The sequence below is a fragment of the Pseudomonas fluorescens genome (assembly GCF_902497875.1).
GTDB classification, from domain to species: Bacteria; Pseudomonadota; Gammaproteobacteria; order Pseudomonadales; family Pseudomonadaceae; genus Aquipseudomonas; species Aquipseudomonas fluorescens_BR.
In genome coordinates, this window is sequence record NZ_CABVHY010000012.1 from 200,904 (window position 1) to 215,685 (window position 14,782).

11 protein-coding genes, 4 tRNA genes and 2 rRNA genes are annotated in these 14,782 nt (G+C 54.7%); all 17 read right to left on the reverse strand.

Features of this window, described 5'->3' with window-relative positions; genetic code table 11:
- Window positions 1–26 precede the first annotated feature (26 nt).
- Window positions 27–4,100 carry a DNA-directed RNA polymerase subunit beta gene (rpoB, locus tag F8N85_RS14450; protein WP_150804247.1) on the reverse strand — a complete coding sequence of 1,358 codons (4,074 nt, stop codon included), beginning with the start codon at window positions 4,098–4,100 and terminating at the stop codon, window positions 27–29.
- Window positions 4,101–4,320: 220 nt separating this feature from the next.
- Window positions 4,321–4,686 carry a 50S ribosomal protein L7/L12 gene (rplL, locus tag F8N85_RS14455; RefSeq protein ID WP_150804248.1) on the reverse strand — a complete coding sequence of 122 codons (366 nt, stop codon included), beginning with the start codon at window positions 4,684–4,686 and terminating at the stop codon, window positions 4,321–4,323.
- 80 nt (window positions 4,687–4,766) lie between these two features.
- The gene (gene rplJ / locus F8N85_RS14460) at window positions 4,767–5,267 is read right to left on the reverse strand and encodes a 50S ribosomal protein L10 (protein WP_010467255.1); all 501 of its coding nucleotides are present in this window, start codon (window positions 5,265–5,267) and stop codon (window positions 4,767–4,769) included.
- A 198-nt stretch (window positions 5,268–5,465) separates the two neighbouring features.
- Window positions 5,466–6,161: a 50S ribosomal protein L1 gene (rplA, locus tag F8N85_RS14465; RefSeq protein WP_150642949.1), complete on the reverse strand. Its 696-nt coding sequence runs from the start codon at window positions 6,159–6,161 to the stop codon at window positions 5,466–5,468.
- A complete protein-coding gene (gene rplK, locus F8N85_RS14470; RefSeq protein WP_003210097.1) occupies window positions 6,161–6,592 on the reverse strand; it encodes a 50S ribosomal protein L11 in 432 nt (143 codons plus the stop codon). Before rplK ends, rplA begins: the two co-directional genes overlap by 1 nt.
- A 118-nt stretch (window positions 6,593–6,710) precedes the next feature.
- The gene (nusG, locus tag F8N85_RS14475) at window positions 6,711–7,244 is read right to left on the reverse strand and encodes a transcription termination/antitermination protein NusG (RefSeq protein WP_150804249.1); all 534 of its coding nucleotides are present in this window, start codon (window positions 7,242–7,244) and stop codon (window positions 6,711–6,713) included.
- A 9-nt stretch (window positions 7,245–7,253) separates the two neighbouring features.
- Window positions 7,254–7,622 (reverse strand): preprotein translocase subunit SecE, encoded by a 369-nt coding sequence (gene secE, locus F8N85_RS14480; RefSeq protein ID WP_150642951.1) that lies wholly within the window; start codon window positions 7,620–7,622, stop codon window positions 7,254–7,256.
- A gap of 45 nt (window positions 7,623–7,667) precedes the next feature.
- A tRNA-Trp gene (locus tag F8N85_RS14485) sits at window positions 7,668–7,743 on the reverse strand.
- Window positions 7,744–7,797: 54 nt separating this feature from the next.
- Window positions 7,798–8,991, reverse strand: a complete 1,194-nt coding sequence (gene tuf / locus F8N85_RS14490; RefSeq protein ID WP_150804250.1) for an elongation factor Tu — start codon at window positions 8,989–8,991, stop codon at window positions 7,798–7,800.
- A gap of 84 nt (window positions 8,992–9,075) precedes the next feature.
- Window positions 9,076–9,151: transfer RNA gene (locus tag F8N85_RS14495), tRNA-Thr, on the reverse strand.
- Between the two features lie 26 nt (window positions 9,152–9,177).
- Window positions 9,178–9,251: transfer RNA gene (locus F8N85_RS14500), tRNA-Gly, on the reverse strand.
- 23 nt (window positions 9,252–9,274) lie between these two features.
- A tRNA-Tyr gene (locus tag F8N85_RS14505) sits at window positions 9,275–9,359 on the reverse strand.
- A gap of 142 nt (window positions 9,360–9,501) precedes the next feature.
- Window positions 9,502–9,948: a hypothetical protein gene (locus tag F8N85_RS14510; RefSeq protein ID WP_150804251.1), complete on the reverse strand. Its 447-nt coding sequence runs from the start codon at window positions 9,946–9,948 to the stop codon at window positions 9,502–9,504.
- 7 nt (window positions 9,949–9,955) lie between these two features.
- Window positions 9,956–10,705: a pantothenate kinase gene (locus tag F8N85_RS14515; RefSeq protein ID WP_150804252.1), complete on the reverse strand. Its 750-nt coding sequence runs from the start codon at window positions 10,703–10,705 to the stop codon at window positions 9,956–9,958.
- Entirely contained in the window at window positions 10,695–11,654 is a 960-nt protein-coding gene (gene birA, locus F8N85_RS14520; protein ID WP_150804253.1) for a bifunctional biotin--[acetyl-CoA-carboxylase] ligase/biotin operon repressor BirA, read from the reverse strand. The genes F8N85_RS14515 and birA overlap by 11 nt, the downstream gene beginning before the upstream one ends.
- 216 nt (window positions 11,655–11,870) lie before the next feature.
- Window positions 11,871–11,986, reverse strand: a 5S ribosomal RNA gene (rrf, locus tag F8N85_RS14525).
- A 172-nt stretch (window positions 11,987–12,158) separates the two neighbouring features.
- Window positions 12,159–14,782, reverse strand: a 23S ribosomal RNA gene (locus F8N85_RS14530); the annotation flags it as partial.

Below are 14,782 nucleotides of genomic sequence, written 5' to 3' on the forward strand. Positions count from 1 at the left end.
GCCCCGCTCTCGATTCGCGTCACGTGTTATTCGGTTTCCAGATCGATATCGATGCCGAGGGAACGAATTTCCTTGATCAACACGTTGAAGGACTCGGGCATGCCCGGCTCCATACGGTGATCGCCGTCCACGATGTTTTTGTACATCTTGGTCCGGCCGTTCACATCGTCCGACTTCACTGTGAGCATTTCTTGCAGAGTGTATGCAGCACCGTATGCTTCCAGTGCCCAGACCTCCATCTCCCCGAAACGCTGACCACCGAACTGCGCCTTACCACCCAGCGGTTGCTGGGTAACCAGGCTGTACGAACCGGTAGAACGAGCGTGCATCTTGTCGTCTACCAAGTGGTTCAGCTTCAGCATGTACATGTAGCCAACAGTAACCGGGCGCTCGAACTTGTTGCCGGTACGGCCGTCGGTCAGCTGCATCTGGCCGCTTTCTGGCAGGTCCGCCAGTTTCAGCATGGCCTTGATTTCGCTTTCCTTGGCACCGTCGAACACTGGAGTGGCCATTGGAACGCCGCCACGCAGGTTCTTCGCCAGATCCAGGATTTCCTGGTCGGAGAAGCTGTCCAGATCTTCGTTGCGACCGCCGATCTCGTTGTAGATCTCGTGCAGGAACTTGCGCAGATCGGCAACTTTACGCTGCTCTTCGATCATGCGGTTGATCTTCTCGCCCAGACCTTTGGCCGCGAGGCCCAAGTGGGTTTCAAGGATCTGACCAACGTTCATACGCGAAGGTACGCCCAACGGGTTGAGGACGACGTCGACCGGGGTGCCATTAGCATCGTGCGGCATGTCTTCAACCGGCATGATCACGGAGACCACACCTTTGTTACCGTGACGACCGGCCATCTTGTCGCCCGGCTGGATGCGGCGACGGATTGCCAGGTAAACCTTGACGATTTTCAGCACGCCCGGAGCCAGGTCATCGCCCTGCTGCAGTTTGCGCTTCTTGTCTTCGAACTTGTCGTCCAGCAGACGGCGGCGATCAACGATGTAGGCCTGAGCCTTCTCGAGCTGCTCGTTCAGAGCATCTTCAGCCATGCGCAGTTTGAACCACTGGCCGTGCTCAAGACCGTCGAGAATTTCGTCGGTGATGTCCTGACCTTTCTTCAGGCCGGCGCCGCCTTCGGCTTTGTGGCCGACCAGAGCGGAACGCAGACGTTCGAAAGTGGCGCCTTCAACGATACGGAACTCTTCGTTCAGATCCTTGCGGATCTCGTCGAGTTGAGTCTTCTCGATCGACAGTGCACGAGCATCACGCTCAACGCCGTCGCGGGTGAAGACCTGTACGTCGATGACGGTACCCTTGGTGCCGGTAGGCACGCGCAGGGAGGTGTCTTTAACGTCGCTGGCTTTTTCACCGAAGATGGCACGCAGCAGTTTTTCTTCCGGCGTCAGTTGGGTCTCGCCTTTCGGAGTGACCTTACCGACCAGGATGTCGCCTGCGCCAACTTCAGCACCTACGTAAACGATACCGGCTTCGTCCAGCTTGTTCAGTGCAGCTTCACCCACGTTCGGGATGTCTGCAGTGATTTCCTCTGGCCCAAGCTTGGTGTCACGTGCCACACAGGTCAGTTCCTGGATGTGGATCGTGGTGAAGCGATCTTCCTGAACAACACGTTCGGACAGGCAGATGGAGTCTTCGAAGTTGTAACCGTTCCAGGCCATGAACGCGATGCGCATGTTCTGACCCAAAGCCAGCTCACCCATATCGGTGGACGGACCATCAGCCATGATGTCGCTGCGCTGAACCCGATCACCCTTGCGAACCAGCGGACGCTGGTTGATGCAGGTGTTCTGGTTGGAGCGGGTGTACTTGGTCAGGTTGTAGATGTCGACACCAGCTTCACCGGTTTCAACTTCGTCATCAGCAACACGAACCACGATACGGCTGGCATCAACGGAGTCGATCACGCCGCCACGACGAGCCACGACGCAAACGCCGGAGTCACGGGCTACGTTACGCTCCATGCCGGTACCGACCAGCGGCTTGTCAGCACGCAGGGTTGGTACAGCTTGACGCTGCATGTTCGAACCCATCAACGCACGGTTGGCGTCATCGTGCTCGAGGAACGGGATCAGCGACGCTGCAACCGAAACTACCTGCTTCGGCGATACGTCCATCAAGGTGACGTCTTCCGGCGCCTTGACGGTGAACTCGTTCAAGTGACGAACAGCTACCAGCTCGTCGATCAGCATTTTCTTGTCGTTCATCGCGGCCGAAGCCTGAGCGATCACGTGATCAGCTTCTTCGATGGCAGACAGGAATACGATCTCGTCGGTGACCAGAGCGTCTTTCACCACACGGTACGGGCTCTCGAGGAAGCCGTACTGGTTGGTGCGCGCATAGGCAGCCAGGGAGTTGATCAGACCGATGTTCGGACCTTCCGGCGTTTCAATCGGGCATACACGACCGTAGTGAGTCGGGTGTACGTCACGCACTTCAAAGCCAGCACGCTCACGAGTCAAACCGCCAGGGCCGAGTGCAGAGACACGACGCTTGTGGGTGATCTCGGACAGCGGGTTGTTCTGGTCCATGAACTGGGAAAGCTGGCTGGAACCGAAGAACTCTTTCACCGCCGCAGCCACTGGCTTGGCGTTGATCAGGTCTTGCGGCATCAGGCCTTCGCTTTCGGCCATCGACAGACGCTCTTTGACCGCACGCTCAACACGCACCAGGCCAACGCGGAACTGGTTCTCAGCCATTTCGCCTACGCAGCGAACACGACGGTTACCCAGGTGGTCGATGTCATCGACGATGCCTTTACCGTTACGGATGTCGACCAGAGTCTTCAGAACCGCGACGATGTCTTCCTTGCACAACACGCCCGAACCTTCGATCTCGGTACGACCGATACGACGGTTGAACTTCATCCGGCCGACCGCAGACAGGTCATAGCGCTCAGGGCTGAAGAACAGGTTGTTGAACAGGGTCTCGGCAGCGTCCTTGGTTGGCGGCTCGCCTGGACGCATCATGCGATAGATCTCGACCAGCGCTTCCAATTGGTTGCTGGTGGAGTCGATCTTCAGCGTGTCGGAGACGAACGGACCGCAGTCGATATCGTTGGTGTACAGCGTCTCGATGCGGACGACCTGGGACTTGGCGATTTTCGCCAGGATCTCGGTGTTCAGCTCGGTGTTGCACTCAGCCAGGATTTCGCCGGTTGCCGGATGCACGATGACCTTGGCGGTAGTGCGACCCAGAACGTATTCCAGGGGCATGACCAACTCTTTGATCCCGGCTTTTTCCAGCTGGTTAATGTGGCGAGCGGTGATACGACGACCCTGCTCGACAATAACCTTGCCTTTGTCATCGAGGATGTCGATGACGGCGATTTCACCGCGCAGGCGCTGAGGCACCAGTTCCAGGTTGAGGGTTTCACCGCTCACATGGAAAACGTTGGTGGTGTAGAACGCGTCGAGCACTTGTTCGGTGGTATAGCCGAGCGCGCGCAGCAATACCGATGCAGGCAGCTTGCGACGACGGTCGATACGCACGAACACGCAGTCTTTCGGGTCGAACTCGAAGTCCAGCCACGAACCGCGGTAAGGAATGATACGCGCCGAGTACAGCAGTTTACCGGAGCTGTGCGTCTTGCCGCGGTCGTGGTCGAAGAACACGCCCGGGGAACGGTGCAGCTGGGAAACGATTACACGCTCGGTACCGTTGATTACGAAGGTACCGTTCTCAGTCATCAGGGGGATTTCACCCATGTAGACTTCTTGCTCTTTGATGTCCTTGATCGCTTTGTTCGACGATTCTTTGTCGAAAATGATCAGACGGACTTTTACCCGCAAAGGTACGGCGTACGTGACACCGCGCAGCACGCATTCTTTGACATCAAATGCCGGTTCGCCCAGGCGATAACCGACGTACTCCAGCGCAGCATTGCCGGAGTAGCTGATGATCGGGAAAACGGATTTGAAGGCCGCATGCAGGCCCACGTCGCGGAACTGATCTTTAGTCGCTCCCGCCTGCAAGAATTCACGATACGAATCCAGCTGGATTGCCAGGAGATACGGCACATCCATGACGTCCGGCAACTTGCTAAAGTCCTTGCGGATACGTTTTTTCTCAGTATATGAGTAAGCCATCAGCGTTCCCCAGCTTGGTCACCTGCTTGTTTGGCCCCTCCCGACGGGAGCAGCCAGAAAATCTTGCAAACCCCATGGTTTGCGCCACCGCATCGGGTGGTTACAGCGCGTTAGAGGCGACGACCGAGTCGATTGCCAATAACGGAAAAAGGCCGGTGGCAAGAGCCACCAGCCATCAGCCTTCCGCTTAACGCTTGGGCTGGAGACGCAAAGTCGATGCTTACTTCAGCTCGACTTTAGCGCCTGCTTCTTCCAGCACGGCCTTGGCTTTTTCAGCAGCGTCTTTCGATACTGCTTCCAGAACCATGCCTGGGCAGCCGTCAACTACTGCCTTGGCTTCTTTCAAGCCCAGACCGGTCAGCTCACGTACAGCCTTGATCACGTTAACTTTCTTCTCGCCAGTCTCAACCAGATTGACGTTGAATTCAGTTTGTTCTTCAACAACGGCAGCAGCAACAGCTGGGCCAGCGGAAGCAGCAGCAGCGGAAACGCCGAACTTCTCTTCCATGGCTTTGATCAGTTCAACGATTTCCAGAACGGATTTTTCGCCGATTGCTTCGATGATTTGCTCGTTAGTCAGAGACATGACTATAAATTCCTGTATTGGGGTGACGGCCTACGCGGCCATCGAAATAAACAATAAACGTAAAAAGGAGTTGCTCAGCCTCAGGCTGCGGCAGCTTCTTTCTGGTCGCGAAGAGCCGCCAGAGTACGAGCCAATTTGCTGGTAGCGCCTTGAATCACGCTCATCAGCTGAGAAATTGCTTCGTCACGGGTCGGCAGGCTTGCCAGTACGTCGATCTGATTAGCTGCGAGGAACTTGCCCTCGAACGCAGCTGCCTTGATCTCGAACTTGTCCTGACCTTTTGCGAATTCCTTGAAGATACGAGCAGCAGCGCCCGGATGTTCTTTGGAGAATGCAATCAAGGTCGGGCCAGTGAACACGTCGTTGAGCACGTCATATTGAGTGCCAGCAACGGCGCGCTTGAGCAGGGTGTTACGTACAACACGTACGTAAACGCCAGCTTCACGAGCCTCTTTACGGAGTCCGGTCATAGCGCCTACTGTTACGCCACGGGCATCAGCCACGACAGCGGACAGAGCAACTTGGGCAGCCTTGTTGACTTCAGCGACGATGGCCTTCTTGTCTTCAAGTTTAATTGCCACGGGAAAAACTCCTGCTTGTTACCGTTTCATCCAACCGAAGCCGGATGTCGTTTTGGTGTCTGATTCGGTAAGGAACCGGGAGCACCATCTGCGTAGGCTTGAGGTTTAAGACTTGCGTCGCCTACGGTCTTGGATAGCCCCCGCCAGGCAGGGACCCCAATCTTTCAATTGGCGCAATCGCTTGCGCCAACCTGTGTCTTATACGTCCAGCGAGCCTTGGTCGATGACCAGACCTGGGCCCATAGTGGTGCTCAGGGTAACGCGCTTGACGTAGATACCTTTCGAGGAAGCTGGCTTGATACGCTTCAGATCAGCGATCAGGGCTTCAACGTTTTCCTTCAGCTTGACGGCGTCGAAACCGACCTTGCCAACGGAAGTGTGAATGATGCCGTTTTTGTCGGTGCGATAACGAACCTGACCAGCCTTGGCGTTTTTAACCGCGGTAGCTACGTCTGGCGTTACGGTGCCGACTTTAGGGTTAGGCATCAGACCGCGTGGACCGAGGATCTGACCCAACTGGCCTACAACGCGCATGGCATCCGGGGATGCGATAACTACGTCATAGTTCAGGTCGCCGCCCTTCATTTCGGCAGCCAGGTCGTCCATGCCTACACGGTCAGCGCCGGCAGCCAGAGCGGCCTCGGCAGCTGGACCCTGGGTGAACACAGCAACGCGAACAGTCTTGCCAGTGCCGTGTGGCAGCACAGTAGCGCTACGAACAACCTGGTCGGATTTACGCGGGTCAACACCCAGGTTTACAGCGATATCAACCGATTCGCTGAACTTGACAGTCGACAGCTCGGTCAGCAGTGCAGCAGCGTCTACAAAGTTGTAGGCCTTGCCTGCTTCGATTTTGCCGGCGATAGCCTTTTGGCGCTTGGTCAGCTTAGCCATTACACACCCTCCACGTTAAGGCCCATGCTACGAGCAGAACCGGCGATAGTACGCACGGCTGCATCCATATCAGCTGCAGTCAGATCCGCGTTTTTGGTTTTCGCGATTTCTTCCAGCTGAGCACGAGTAACTGTGCCAACCTTAACGGTGTTCGGACGAGCGGAACCGCTAGTCAGACCAGCAGCCTTCTTCAGCAGAACCGAAGCAGGGGTGGATTTGGTTTCGAACGTGAAGCTACGGTCGCTGTAGACAGTGATGATCACTGGAGTCGGCAGACCTGGTTCAATACCCTGAGTACGGGCGTTGAAAGCCTTGCAGAATTCCATGATGTTCACGCCGTGCTGACCCAGAGCAGGACCAACAGGTGGGCTTGGGTTAGCCTGAGCGGCCTTCACTTGCAGCTTGATGTAAGCGGTAATCTTCTTGGCCATGAGGCACTCCAATTACGGGTTCGAACGCCTCGAAAGGCTCCCCGGTTACTTGCGCGTTTATCCCAGTGACGACAAAACCCCACAGCCTTAGGCTGCGGGGTATGGGATGCTTGTTCAGTTATGCCTTTTCGACCTGACTGAACTCTAGCTCTACCGGAGTAGAGCGTCCGAAAATGAGCACTGCCACTTGGATACGGCTCTTTTCGTAGTTAACTTCTTCAACCGTGCCGTTAAAATCGGCGAACGGACCGTCGGTGACACGTACCACTTCACCCGGTTCGAACAGCGTTTTCGGCTTCGGCTTGTCGCTACCGTCAGCAACACGACGCAGAATTGCTTCCGCCTCTTTGTCGGTGATCGGTGCAGGCTTGTCAGCGGTTCCGCCGATGAAGCCCATGACGCGAGGGGTATCCTTGACCAAGTGCCAAGTACCCTCATTCATATCCATCTGTACCAGCACATAACCTGGAAAGAACTTGCGCTCGCTTTTGCGTTTCTGGCCATTACGCATTTCAACCACTTCTTCAGTGGGAACCAGAATTTCGCCGAAGCCTTCTTCCATGCCAGCCAGCTTTACACGCTCCATCAACGAGCGCATGACATGCTTCTCGTAACCCGAGTAAGCATGCACAACGTACCAACGCTTAGCCACGGGACACCCTTAGCCAACAATCAAGGAAACAAGCCAGCCGAGCAGGGAATCAAGCCCCCACAACAGCAACGCCATAACCAGAACAACAGCCACTACGATCAACGTGGTCTGCGTGGTTTCTTGGCGAGTTGGCCATACGACTTTACGAATTTCGGTGCGAGCTTCCTTAGCGAGTACAAAGAAAGACTTGCCCTTGGCGGTCTGTAGGCCTACAAAAGCAGCTACAGCAGCAATGACAAGCAAAGCGAGTACGCGATACAGGATCGGCGAAGAGGAGTAATACTGATTACCCACGACACCAACAACCACCAAAGCGACTACTACAAGCCACTTGAGCAGATCGAAGCGAGAACCTTGAGCTTCAGCCTTGGGAGTCATCTAAGAAAATCCTGTGAAAAGAAAGCCAGACACACCGAGTGAATCTGGCAGGTCAGGAGGGAATCGAACCCCCAACCTACGGTTTTGGAGACCGTCGCTCTGCCAATTGAGCTACTGACCTAAAAACAAAATCAGGCCGACCATTATGTCGGCCCGACAAAGATACTTCAACAACTTACTCGATAACTTTCGCCACGACACCCGCTCCGACGGTACGACCGCCCTCACGAATGGCAAAACGCAAGCCATCTTCCATCGCGATGGTCTTGATCAGGGTAACGGTCATCTGAACGTTATCACCTGGCATTACCATCTCAACGCCTTCTGGCAGCTCACAGTTACCAGTCACGTCAGTCGTACGGAAGTAGAACTGCGGACGGTAGCCCTTGAAGAATGGCGTATGACGGCCACCTTCTTCCTTGCTCAGAACATAAACTTCAGCAACGAACTTGGTATGCGGCTTGACGCTACCCGGCTTGACCAGTACCTGGCCACGCTCGACATCGTCACGCTTGGTGCCACGCAGCAACACACCGCAGTTCTCGCCAGCACGACCTTCGTCGAGTAGCTTGCGGAACATCTCGACACCCGTACAGGTTGTCTTAATGGTGTCACGCAGACCGACAATTTCGATCTCTTCTTGAATCTTTACAATGCCACGCTCGATACGACCGGTTACAACAGTACCGCGACCGGAGATCGAGAACACATCCTCGATCGGCATCAGGAACGGCTTGTCGATAGCGCGAACCGGCTCAGGAATGTAGCTATCCAGAGTCTCGACCAGCTTACGAACGGCAGTAGTGCCCATTTCGTTATCGTCTTGACCGTTCAGCGCCATCAGCGCGGAACCAATGATGATCGGAGTGTCGTCGCCCGGGAAATCGTAAGTGCTCAACAGATCGCGCACTTCCATTTCAACCAGTTCGAGCAGCTCCGCGTCATCAACCATGTCAGCCTTGTTCAGGAAGACAACGATGTACGGAACACCAACCTGACGCGACAACAGAATGTGCTCACGGGTTTGCGGCATCGGACCATCAGCGGCCGAGCAAACCAGGATTGCACCATCCATCTGCGCAGCACCGGTGATCATGTTCTTCACATAATCAGCGTGACCTGGGCAGTCGACGTGTGCGTAGTGACGCACGGCCGAGTCATATTCAACGTGAGCGGTGTTGATGGTAATGCCACGAGCTTTTTCTTCCGGGGCGCTATCGATCTTGTCGAAGTCAACCTTCGCGCTACCGAAAACTTCGGAGCAAACGCGGGTTAAGGCAGCAGTCAGAGTAGTTTTACCGTGGTCGACGTGACCAATGGTACCCACGTTGACGTGCGGCTTATTACGTTCGAACTTTTCCTTAGCCATCGAAATCACCCTCAGGAGAAGAATTAAGCAGGTCACACTAGCCATTAAAACAAAGGCAGATATTTTCATATCTGCCTTGTTATATGGAGCTCTTGAGCGGATTTGAACCGCTGACCTCACCCTTACCAAGGGTGTGCTCTACCAACTGAGCTACAAGAGCGAAACACATTGCACAACCTGAAAACTTGGAGCGGGTAGCGGGAATCGAACCCGCATCATCAGCTTGGAAGGCTGAGGTTCTACCACTAAACTATACCCGCGGAGCTTTCAGCTCGCGCTAAATTGGTGGAGGGGGAAGGATTCGAACCTTCGAAGTCGTAGACGTCAGATTTACAGTCTGATCCCTTTGGCCGCTCGGGAACCCCTCCTAAGCGAGGCAGCATTCTATATCATGCTGCCCTTCTGTCAAGCATTTTCTCATTAAAAACCTGAGGTTAGCTGCGTTGACCTCGTTTCACACCGTTGACCGTTAAAGGTCTTCACTGCGAAGCGGGCGCCATTCTATGCAAACTATTCGACAGTTGCAATGCCTTCGCACAGCATTATTTTATGTTTTAACTCATTGAATTCTTTAGCAAGGTTTTGCAGCAGCAAATCATTGGCCAAATGCCTGCTCTCCGGCGCCACGCGCAGCCAATAACCGGCGTCGCCTGCACGACCGGGCGCCAGAGGCCTGGTATTGATATCCAGCCCGCTCAAGCGTCGCTCAAGCGCCTGGACAGCTTCCTGACGAGCAAAGCCTCCAATAAAGAGGCAATTGCTGTCCACATCGGCCGCCTTGACCTTGTCACGCCCCGCCGTCGCTCCAGCCGACTCACTCAACAGACGAATATCCTGCTGCGAGCCGCGATACAAGGACAGTGGCGTTACGTCCTTCGCTCGCATGGGCGCTTCCTGTTGATGCCAGACGTAATAGAACCCATTGAGAACCAGCAACAACAGAAACAACCAACGCATAAAAACCTCAAGACAAAGGACACGCCATGGCCAAGCCTACAAATACAAGATCCGGAACAACCCGCGCCCCAGGCACGACTTCGGACACCAGACCCGCATCACCACCGGTGAGAAACACCACAAAATCTTCACCCCAGTAGCTGCGCGCCAACTCCAGCTGAGTCAGGACAAACCCTCTGAGCATCAACGAGCATCCGCGCTCGACCGCCTCGACAGTCGTAACACCCGGAACCAGCTTTTCCAGGGCGCGCTCGGCTGCCAGGTCGTCATAGCGGATTCGCCGTGTATGGGTCCGCAACTGATTGCGCATCAGCGGTATCCCCGGACAGATAAAGCCTCCCAGGTGCTGACCATCGGCAGCAATGAAGTCAGCCGTCACCGCCGTTCCGAAATCAAGCACCAGGCAAGCTCCGGATGCGAGGTGAAAGCCTCCGAGCATCGCGAGCCAGCGGTCCAGCCCCAGCCGCTCGTAATCCTCATAGCCGTTACGAACCCCGGCCATTTCACGCGCCGGCAGCGCGCGCGCAATCGACACGCCGAACTCCTCGACCAATGAAGAGACCAGCACAGCGGTTTCCTCGTTGGTCCGGACACTGACCAACCGACAGTGCTTCAGGGCGAGACCATCAAGGCCACGCAAGCTCTCGAGCAACGCGAGATCCGAATCAACCACGCCCTCGGAAAACATCCGAGCGGCATCCGCATGAAGCACGCGCCATTTGATGAAGCTATTACCGCAGTCAAGCTCAAGAATCATTACGCAACCTCAAACTGAGCTCACCACCACTGAAGACCTTTTCCACAGCACCCACCTTCAAACGCAGCCCTCCCTGCCGATCGATGCCCATTACAATGCCGTCAATCCGGTTCACCCCGGCAATCAAGGAAACCGCGCATCCTTGCCACAAATGGTTCTGCTCCCATTCCGCCTGGATAGCCGCAAAACCTGACTCCTGATGGCGAATCAAGTAGGCCTGGAGCATGTCTCCCAGGCGAGCCACCAGCAGATTGCGATCAAAGGCCTTGCCCGTCTCGAGCCGTACTGATGTCCATTGCTGATCGACCTCTTCGGTCATCTGCATATTCACATTAATCCCGACACCCAGCACGACATGACACACATCTGCCGGGTCTCCGACCAACTCCAGCAAGATCCCGGCGATCTTCTTCTGACCGACCAGCACATCATTTGGCCACTTCAAACCTGCACCAGAGATACCCAACTCTTGCAGGGTGCGCATTACCGCCAACCCTACAACCAGACTGAGCCCCTCCAACTGACGCATCCCGCCCTCGATACGCAGCACCAGGCTGTAATAAACATTTTCGGCAAACGGACTGACCCACTTGCGACCACGTCGACCACGACCAGCAGTCTGCCGCTCGGCGAGCACCAGGAACGGCGCAGCCATCCCGCGCTCTATGGAGCGCAAGGCTTCTGCATTAGTGGAGTCGATGGAATCAAAGACTAGAACAGGCCAGGCACACGCGGTCGAATGCTCGCCAATTTCGGCAGCACTCAACAGGGTAAGCGGCGCAGCCAGCTGATAACCGCGACCACGGACCTTATGAATAGACAAACCCAGCTCGATTTCCAGCTGCTGCAGTTGCTTCCACACAGCACTGCGGCTGATGCCCAAAGCAGCACCGAGCGCCTGCCCGGAATGGAATCGGCCATCCTTCAGAAGCTTCAACAACGTCAGCATGCAAGTCTCGCCTCACAATAAGGCACGCATGATAGCCATGCGTAGAGCCCTTGCATAGAAAGGGCGAGAGAGATGCGGATCGACTGTAGATCTCGTCGGGCCTGCTCTATTTTAAAGGCCGTTGCGGCCTTATCGCCGCCTGGCGGCAGCTCCTGCAAATCGCGCGCAAAAACAAAACCCCTACCTGCGTACGCAGATAGGGGTTTCGGAATTTAATCTTGACGATGACCTACTCTCACATGGGGAAACCCCACACTACCATCGGCGATGCATCGTTTCACTGCTGAGTTCGGGATGGGATCAGGTGGTTCCAATGCTCTATGGTCGTCAAGAAATTCGGGTACTGAGTCGTGGCCAGTTGGCCTCGCTTCAGCAAATTGGGTATGTGATAGCTTTCGGTGTTTTCTGAGTATCTCGAACTTTCGGTTCGTTTCGTCTTCACACACCGCAATCTGGTGCCTTTTCGCTTTTCAGCTCGAAGCATGCAAATTGCTTGGGTGTTATATGGTCAAGCCTCACGGGCAATTAGTATTGGTTAGCTCAACGCCTCACAGCGCTTACACACCCAACCTATCAACGTCGTAGTCTTCGACGGCCCTTCAGGGGACTCAAGGTCCCAGTGAGATCTCATCTTGAGGCTAGTTTCCCGCTTAGATGCTTTCAGCGGTTATCTATTCCGAACATAGCTACCCGGCAATGCCACTGGCGTGACAACCGGAACACCAGAGGTTCGTCCACTCCGGTCCTCTCGTACTAGGAGCAGCCCCTCTCAAATCTCAAACGTCCACGGCAGATAGGGACCGAACTGTCTCACGACGTTCTAAACCCAGCTCGCGTACCACTTTAAATGGCGAACAGCCATACCCTTGGGACCGGCTTCAGCCCCAGGATGTGATGAGCCGACATCGAGGTGCCAAACACCGCCGTCGATATGAACTCTTGGGCGGTATCAGCCTGTTATCCCCGGAGTACCTTTTATCCGTTGAGCGATGGCCCTTCCATACAGAACCACCGGATCACTAAGACCTACTTTCGTACCTGCTCGACGTGTCTGTCTCGCAGTCAAGCGCGCTTTTGCCTTTATACTCTACGACCGATTTCCGACCGGTCTGAGCGCACCTTCGTACTCCTCCGTTACTCTTTAGGAGGAGACCGCCCCAGTCAAACTACCCACCATACACTGTCCTCGATCCGGATAACGGACCTGAGTTAGAACCTCAAAGTTGCCAGGGTGGTATTTCAAGGTTGGCTCCACGCGAACTGGCGTCCACGCTTCAAAGCCTCCCACCTATCCTACACAAGCAAATTCAAAGTCCAGTGCAAAGCTATAGTAAAGGTTCACGGGGTCTTTCCGTCTAGCCGCGGATACACTGCATCTTCACAGCGATTTCAATTTCACTGAGTCTCGGGTGGAGACAGCGCCGCCATCGTTACGCCATTCGTGCAGGTCGGAACTTACCCGACAAGGAATTTCGCTACCTTAGGACCGTTATAGTTACGGCCGCCGTTTACCGGGGCTTCGATCAAGAGCTTCGCGTTAGCTAACCCCATCAATTAACCTTCCGGCACCGGGCAGGCGTCACACCCTATACGTCCACTTTCGTGTTTGCAGAGTGCTGTGTTTTTAATAAACAGTCGCAGCGGCCTGGTATCTTCGACCGGCATGGGCTTACGCAGTAAATGCTTCACCCTCACCGGCGCACCTTCTCCCGAAGTTACGGTGCCATTTTGCCTAGTTCCTTCACCCGAGTTCTCTCAAGCGCCTTGGTATTCTCTACCCAACCACCTGTGTCGGTTTGGGGTACGGTTCCTGGTTACCTGAAGCTTAGAAGCTTTTCTTGGAAGCATGGCATCAACCACTTCGTGTTCTAAAAGAACACTCGTCATCAGCTCTCGGCCTTAAGATCCCGGATTTACCTAAGATCTCAGCCTACCACCTTAAACTTGGACAACCAACGCCAAGCTGGCCTAGCCTTCTCCGTCCCTCCATCGCAATAACCAGAAGTACAGGAATATTAACCTGTTTTCCATCGACTACGCTTTTCAGCCTCGCCTTAGGGACCGACTAACCCTGCGTCGATTAACGTTGCGCAGGAAACCTTGGTCTTTCGGCGTGGGTGTTTTTCACACCCATTATCGTTACTCATGTCAGCATTCGCACTTCTGATACCTCCAGCAAGCTTCTCAACTCACCTTCACAGGCTTACAGAACGCTCCTCTACCGCATCACCTAAGTGATACCCGTAGCTTCGGTGTATGGTTTGAGCCCCGTTAAATCTTCCGCGCAGGCCGACTCGACTAGTGAGCTATTACGCTTTCTTTAAAGGGTGGCTGCTTCTAAGCCAACCTCCTAGCTGTCTAAGCCTTCCCACATCGTTTCCCACTTAACCATAACTTTGGGACCTTAGCTGACGGTCTGGGTTGTTTCCCTTTTCACGACGGACGTTAGCACCCGCCGTGTGTCTCCCATGCTCGGCACTTGTAGGTATTCGGAGTTTGCATCGGTTTGGTAAGTCGGGATGACCCCCTAGCCGAAACAGTGCTCTACCCCCTACAGTGATACATGAGGCGCTACCTAAATAGCTTTCGAGGAGAACCAGCTATCTCCGAGCTTGATTAGCCTTTCACTCCGATCCACAGGTCATCCGCTAACTTTTCAACGGTAGTCGGTTCGGTCCTCCAGTTAGTGTTACCCAACCTTCAACCTGCCCATGGATAGATCGCCCGGTTTCGGGTCTATTCCCAGCGACTAGACGCCCTATTAAGACTCGCTTTCGCTACGCCTCCCCTATTCGGTTAAGCTCGCCACTGAAAATAAGTCGCTGACCCATTATACAAAAGGTACGCAGTCACCCAACAAAGTGGGCTCCCACTGCTTGTACGCATACGGTTTCAGGATCTATTTCACTCCCCTCTCCGGGGTTCTTTTCGCCTTTCCCTCACGGTACTAGTTCACTATCGGTCAGTCAGTAGTATTTAGCCTTGGAGGATGGTCCCCCCATATTCAGACAAGGTTTCTCGTGCCCCGTCCTACTCGATTTCATGACTAAGAGATTTTCGCGTACAGGGCTATCACCCACTATGGCCGCACTTTCCAGAGCGTTCCGCTAATCTCAAAGCCACTTAAG

What these genes read in the sequence shown, in the direction of transcription:
- rpoB (WP_150804247.1), bottom strand. Translation starts at nt 4,100, where the DNA reads ATGGCTTACTCATATACTGAGAAAAAACGTATCCGCAAGGACTTTAGC.
- rplL (WP_150804248.1), bottom strand. Translation starts at nt 4,686, where the DNA reads ATGTCTCTGACTAACGAGCAAATCATCGAAGCAATCGGCGAAAAATCC.
- rplA (WP_150642949.1), bottom strand. Translation starts at nt 6,161, where the DNA reads ATGGCTAAGCTGACCAAGCGCCAAAAGGCTATCGCCGGCAAAATCGAA.
- rplK (WP_003210097.1), bottom strand. Translation starts at nt 6,592, where the DNA reads ATGGCCAAGAAGATTACCGCTTACATCAAGCTGCAAGTGAAGGCCGCT.
- secE (WP_150642951.1), bottom strand. Translation starts at nt 7,622, where the DNA reads ATGACTCCCAAGGCTGAAGCTCAAGGTTCTCGCTTCGATCTGCTCAAG.
- tuf (WP_150804250.1), bottom strand. Translation starts at nt 8,991, where the DNA reads ATGGCTAAGGAAAAGTTCGAACGTAATAAGCCGCACGTCAACGTGGGT.
- F8N85_RS14510 (WP_150804251.1), bottom strand. Translation starts at nt 9,948, where the DNA reads ATGCGTTGGTTGTTTCTGTTGTTGCTGGTTCTCAATGGGTTCTATTAC.
- F8N85_RS14515 (WP_150804252.1), bottom strand. Translation starts at nt 10,705, where the DNA reads ATGATTCTTGAGCTTGACTGCGGTAATAGCTTCATCAAATGGCGCGTG.
- birA (WP_150804253.1), bottom strand. Translation starts at nt 11,654, where the DNA reads ATGCTGACGTTGTTGAAGCTTCTGAAGGATGGCCGATTCCATTCCGGG.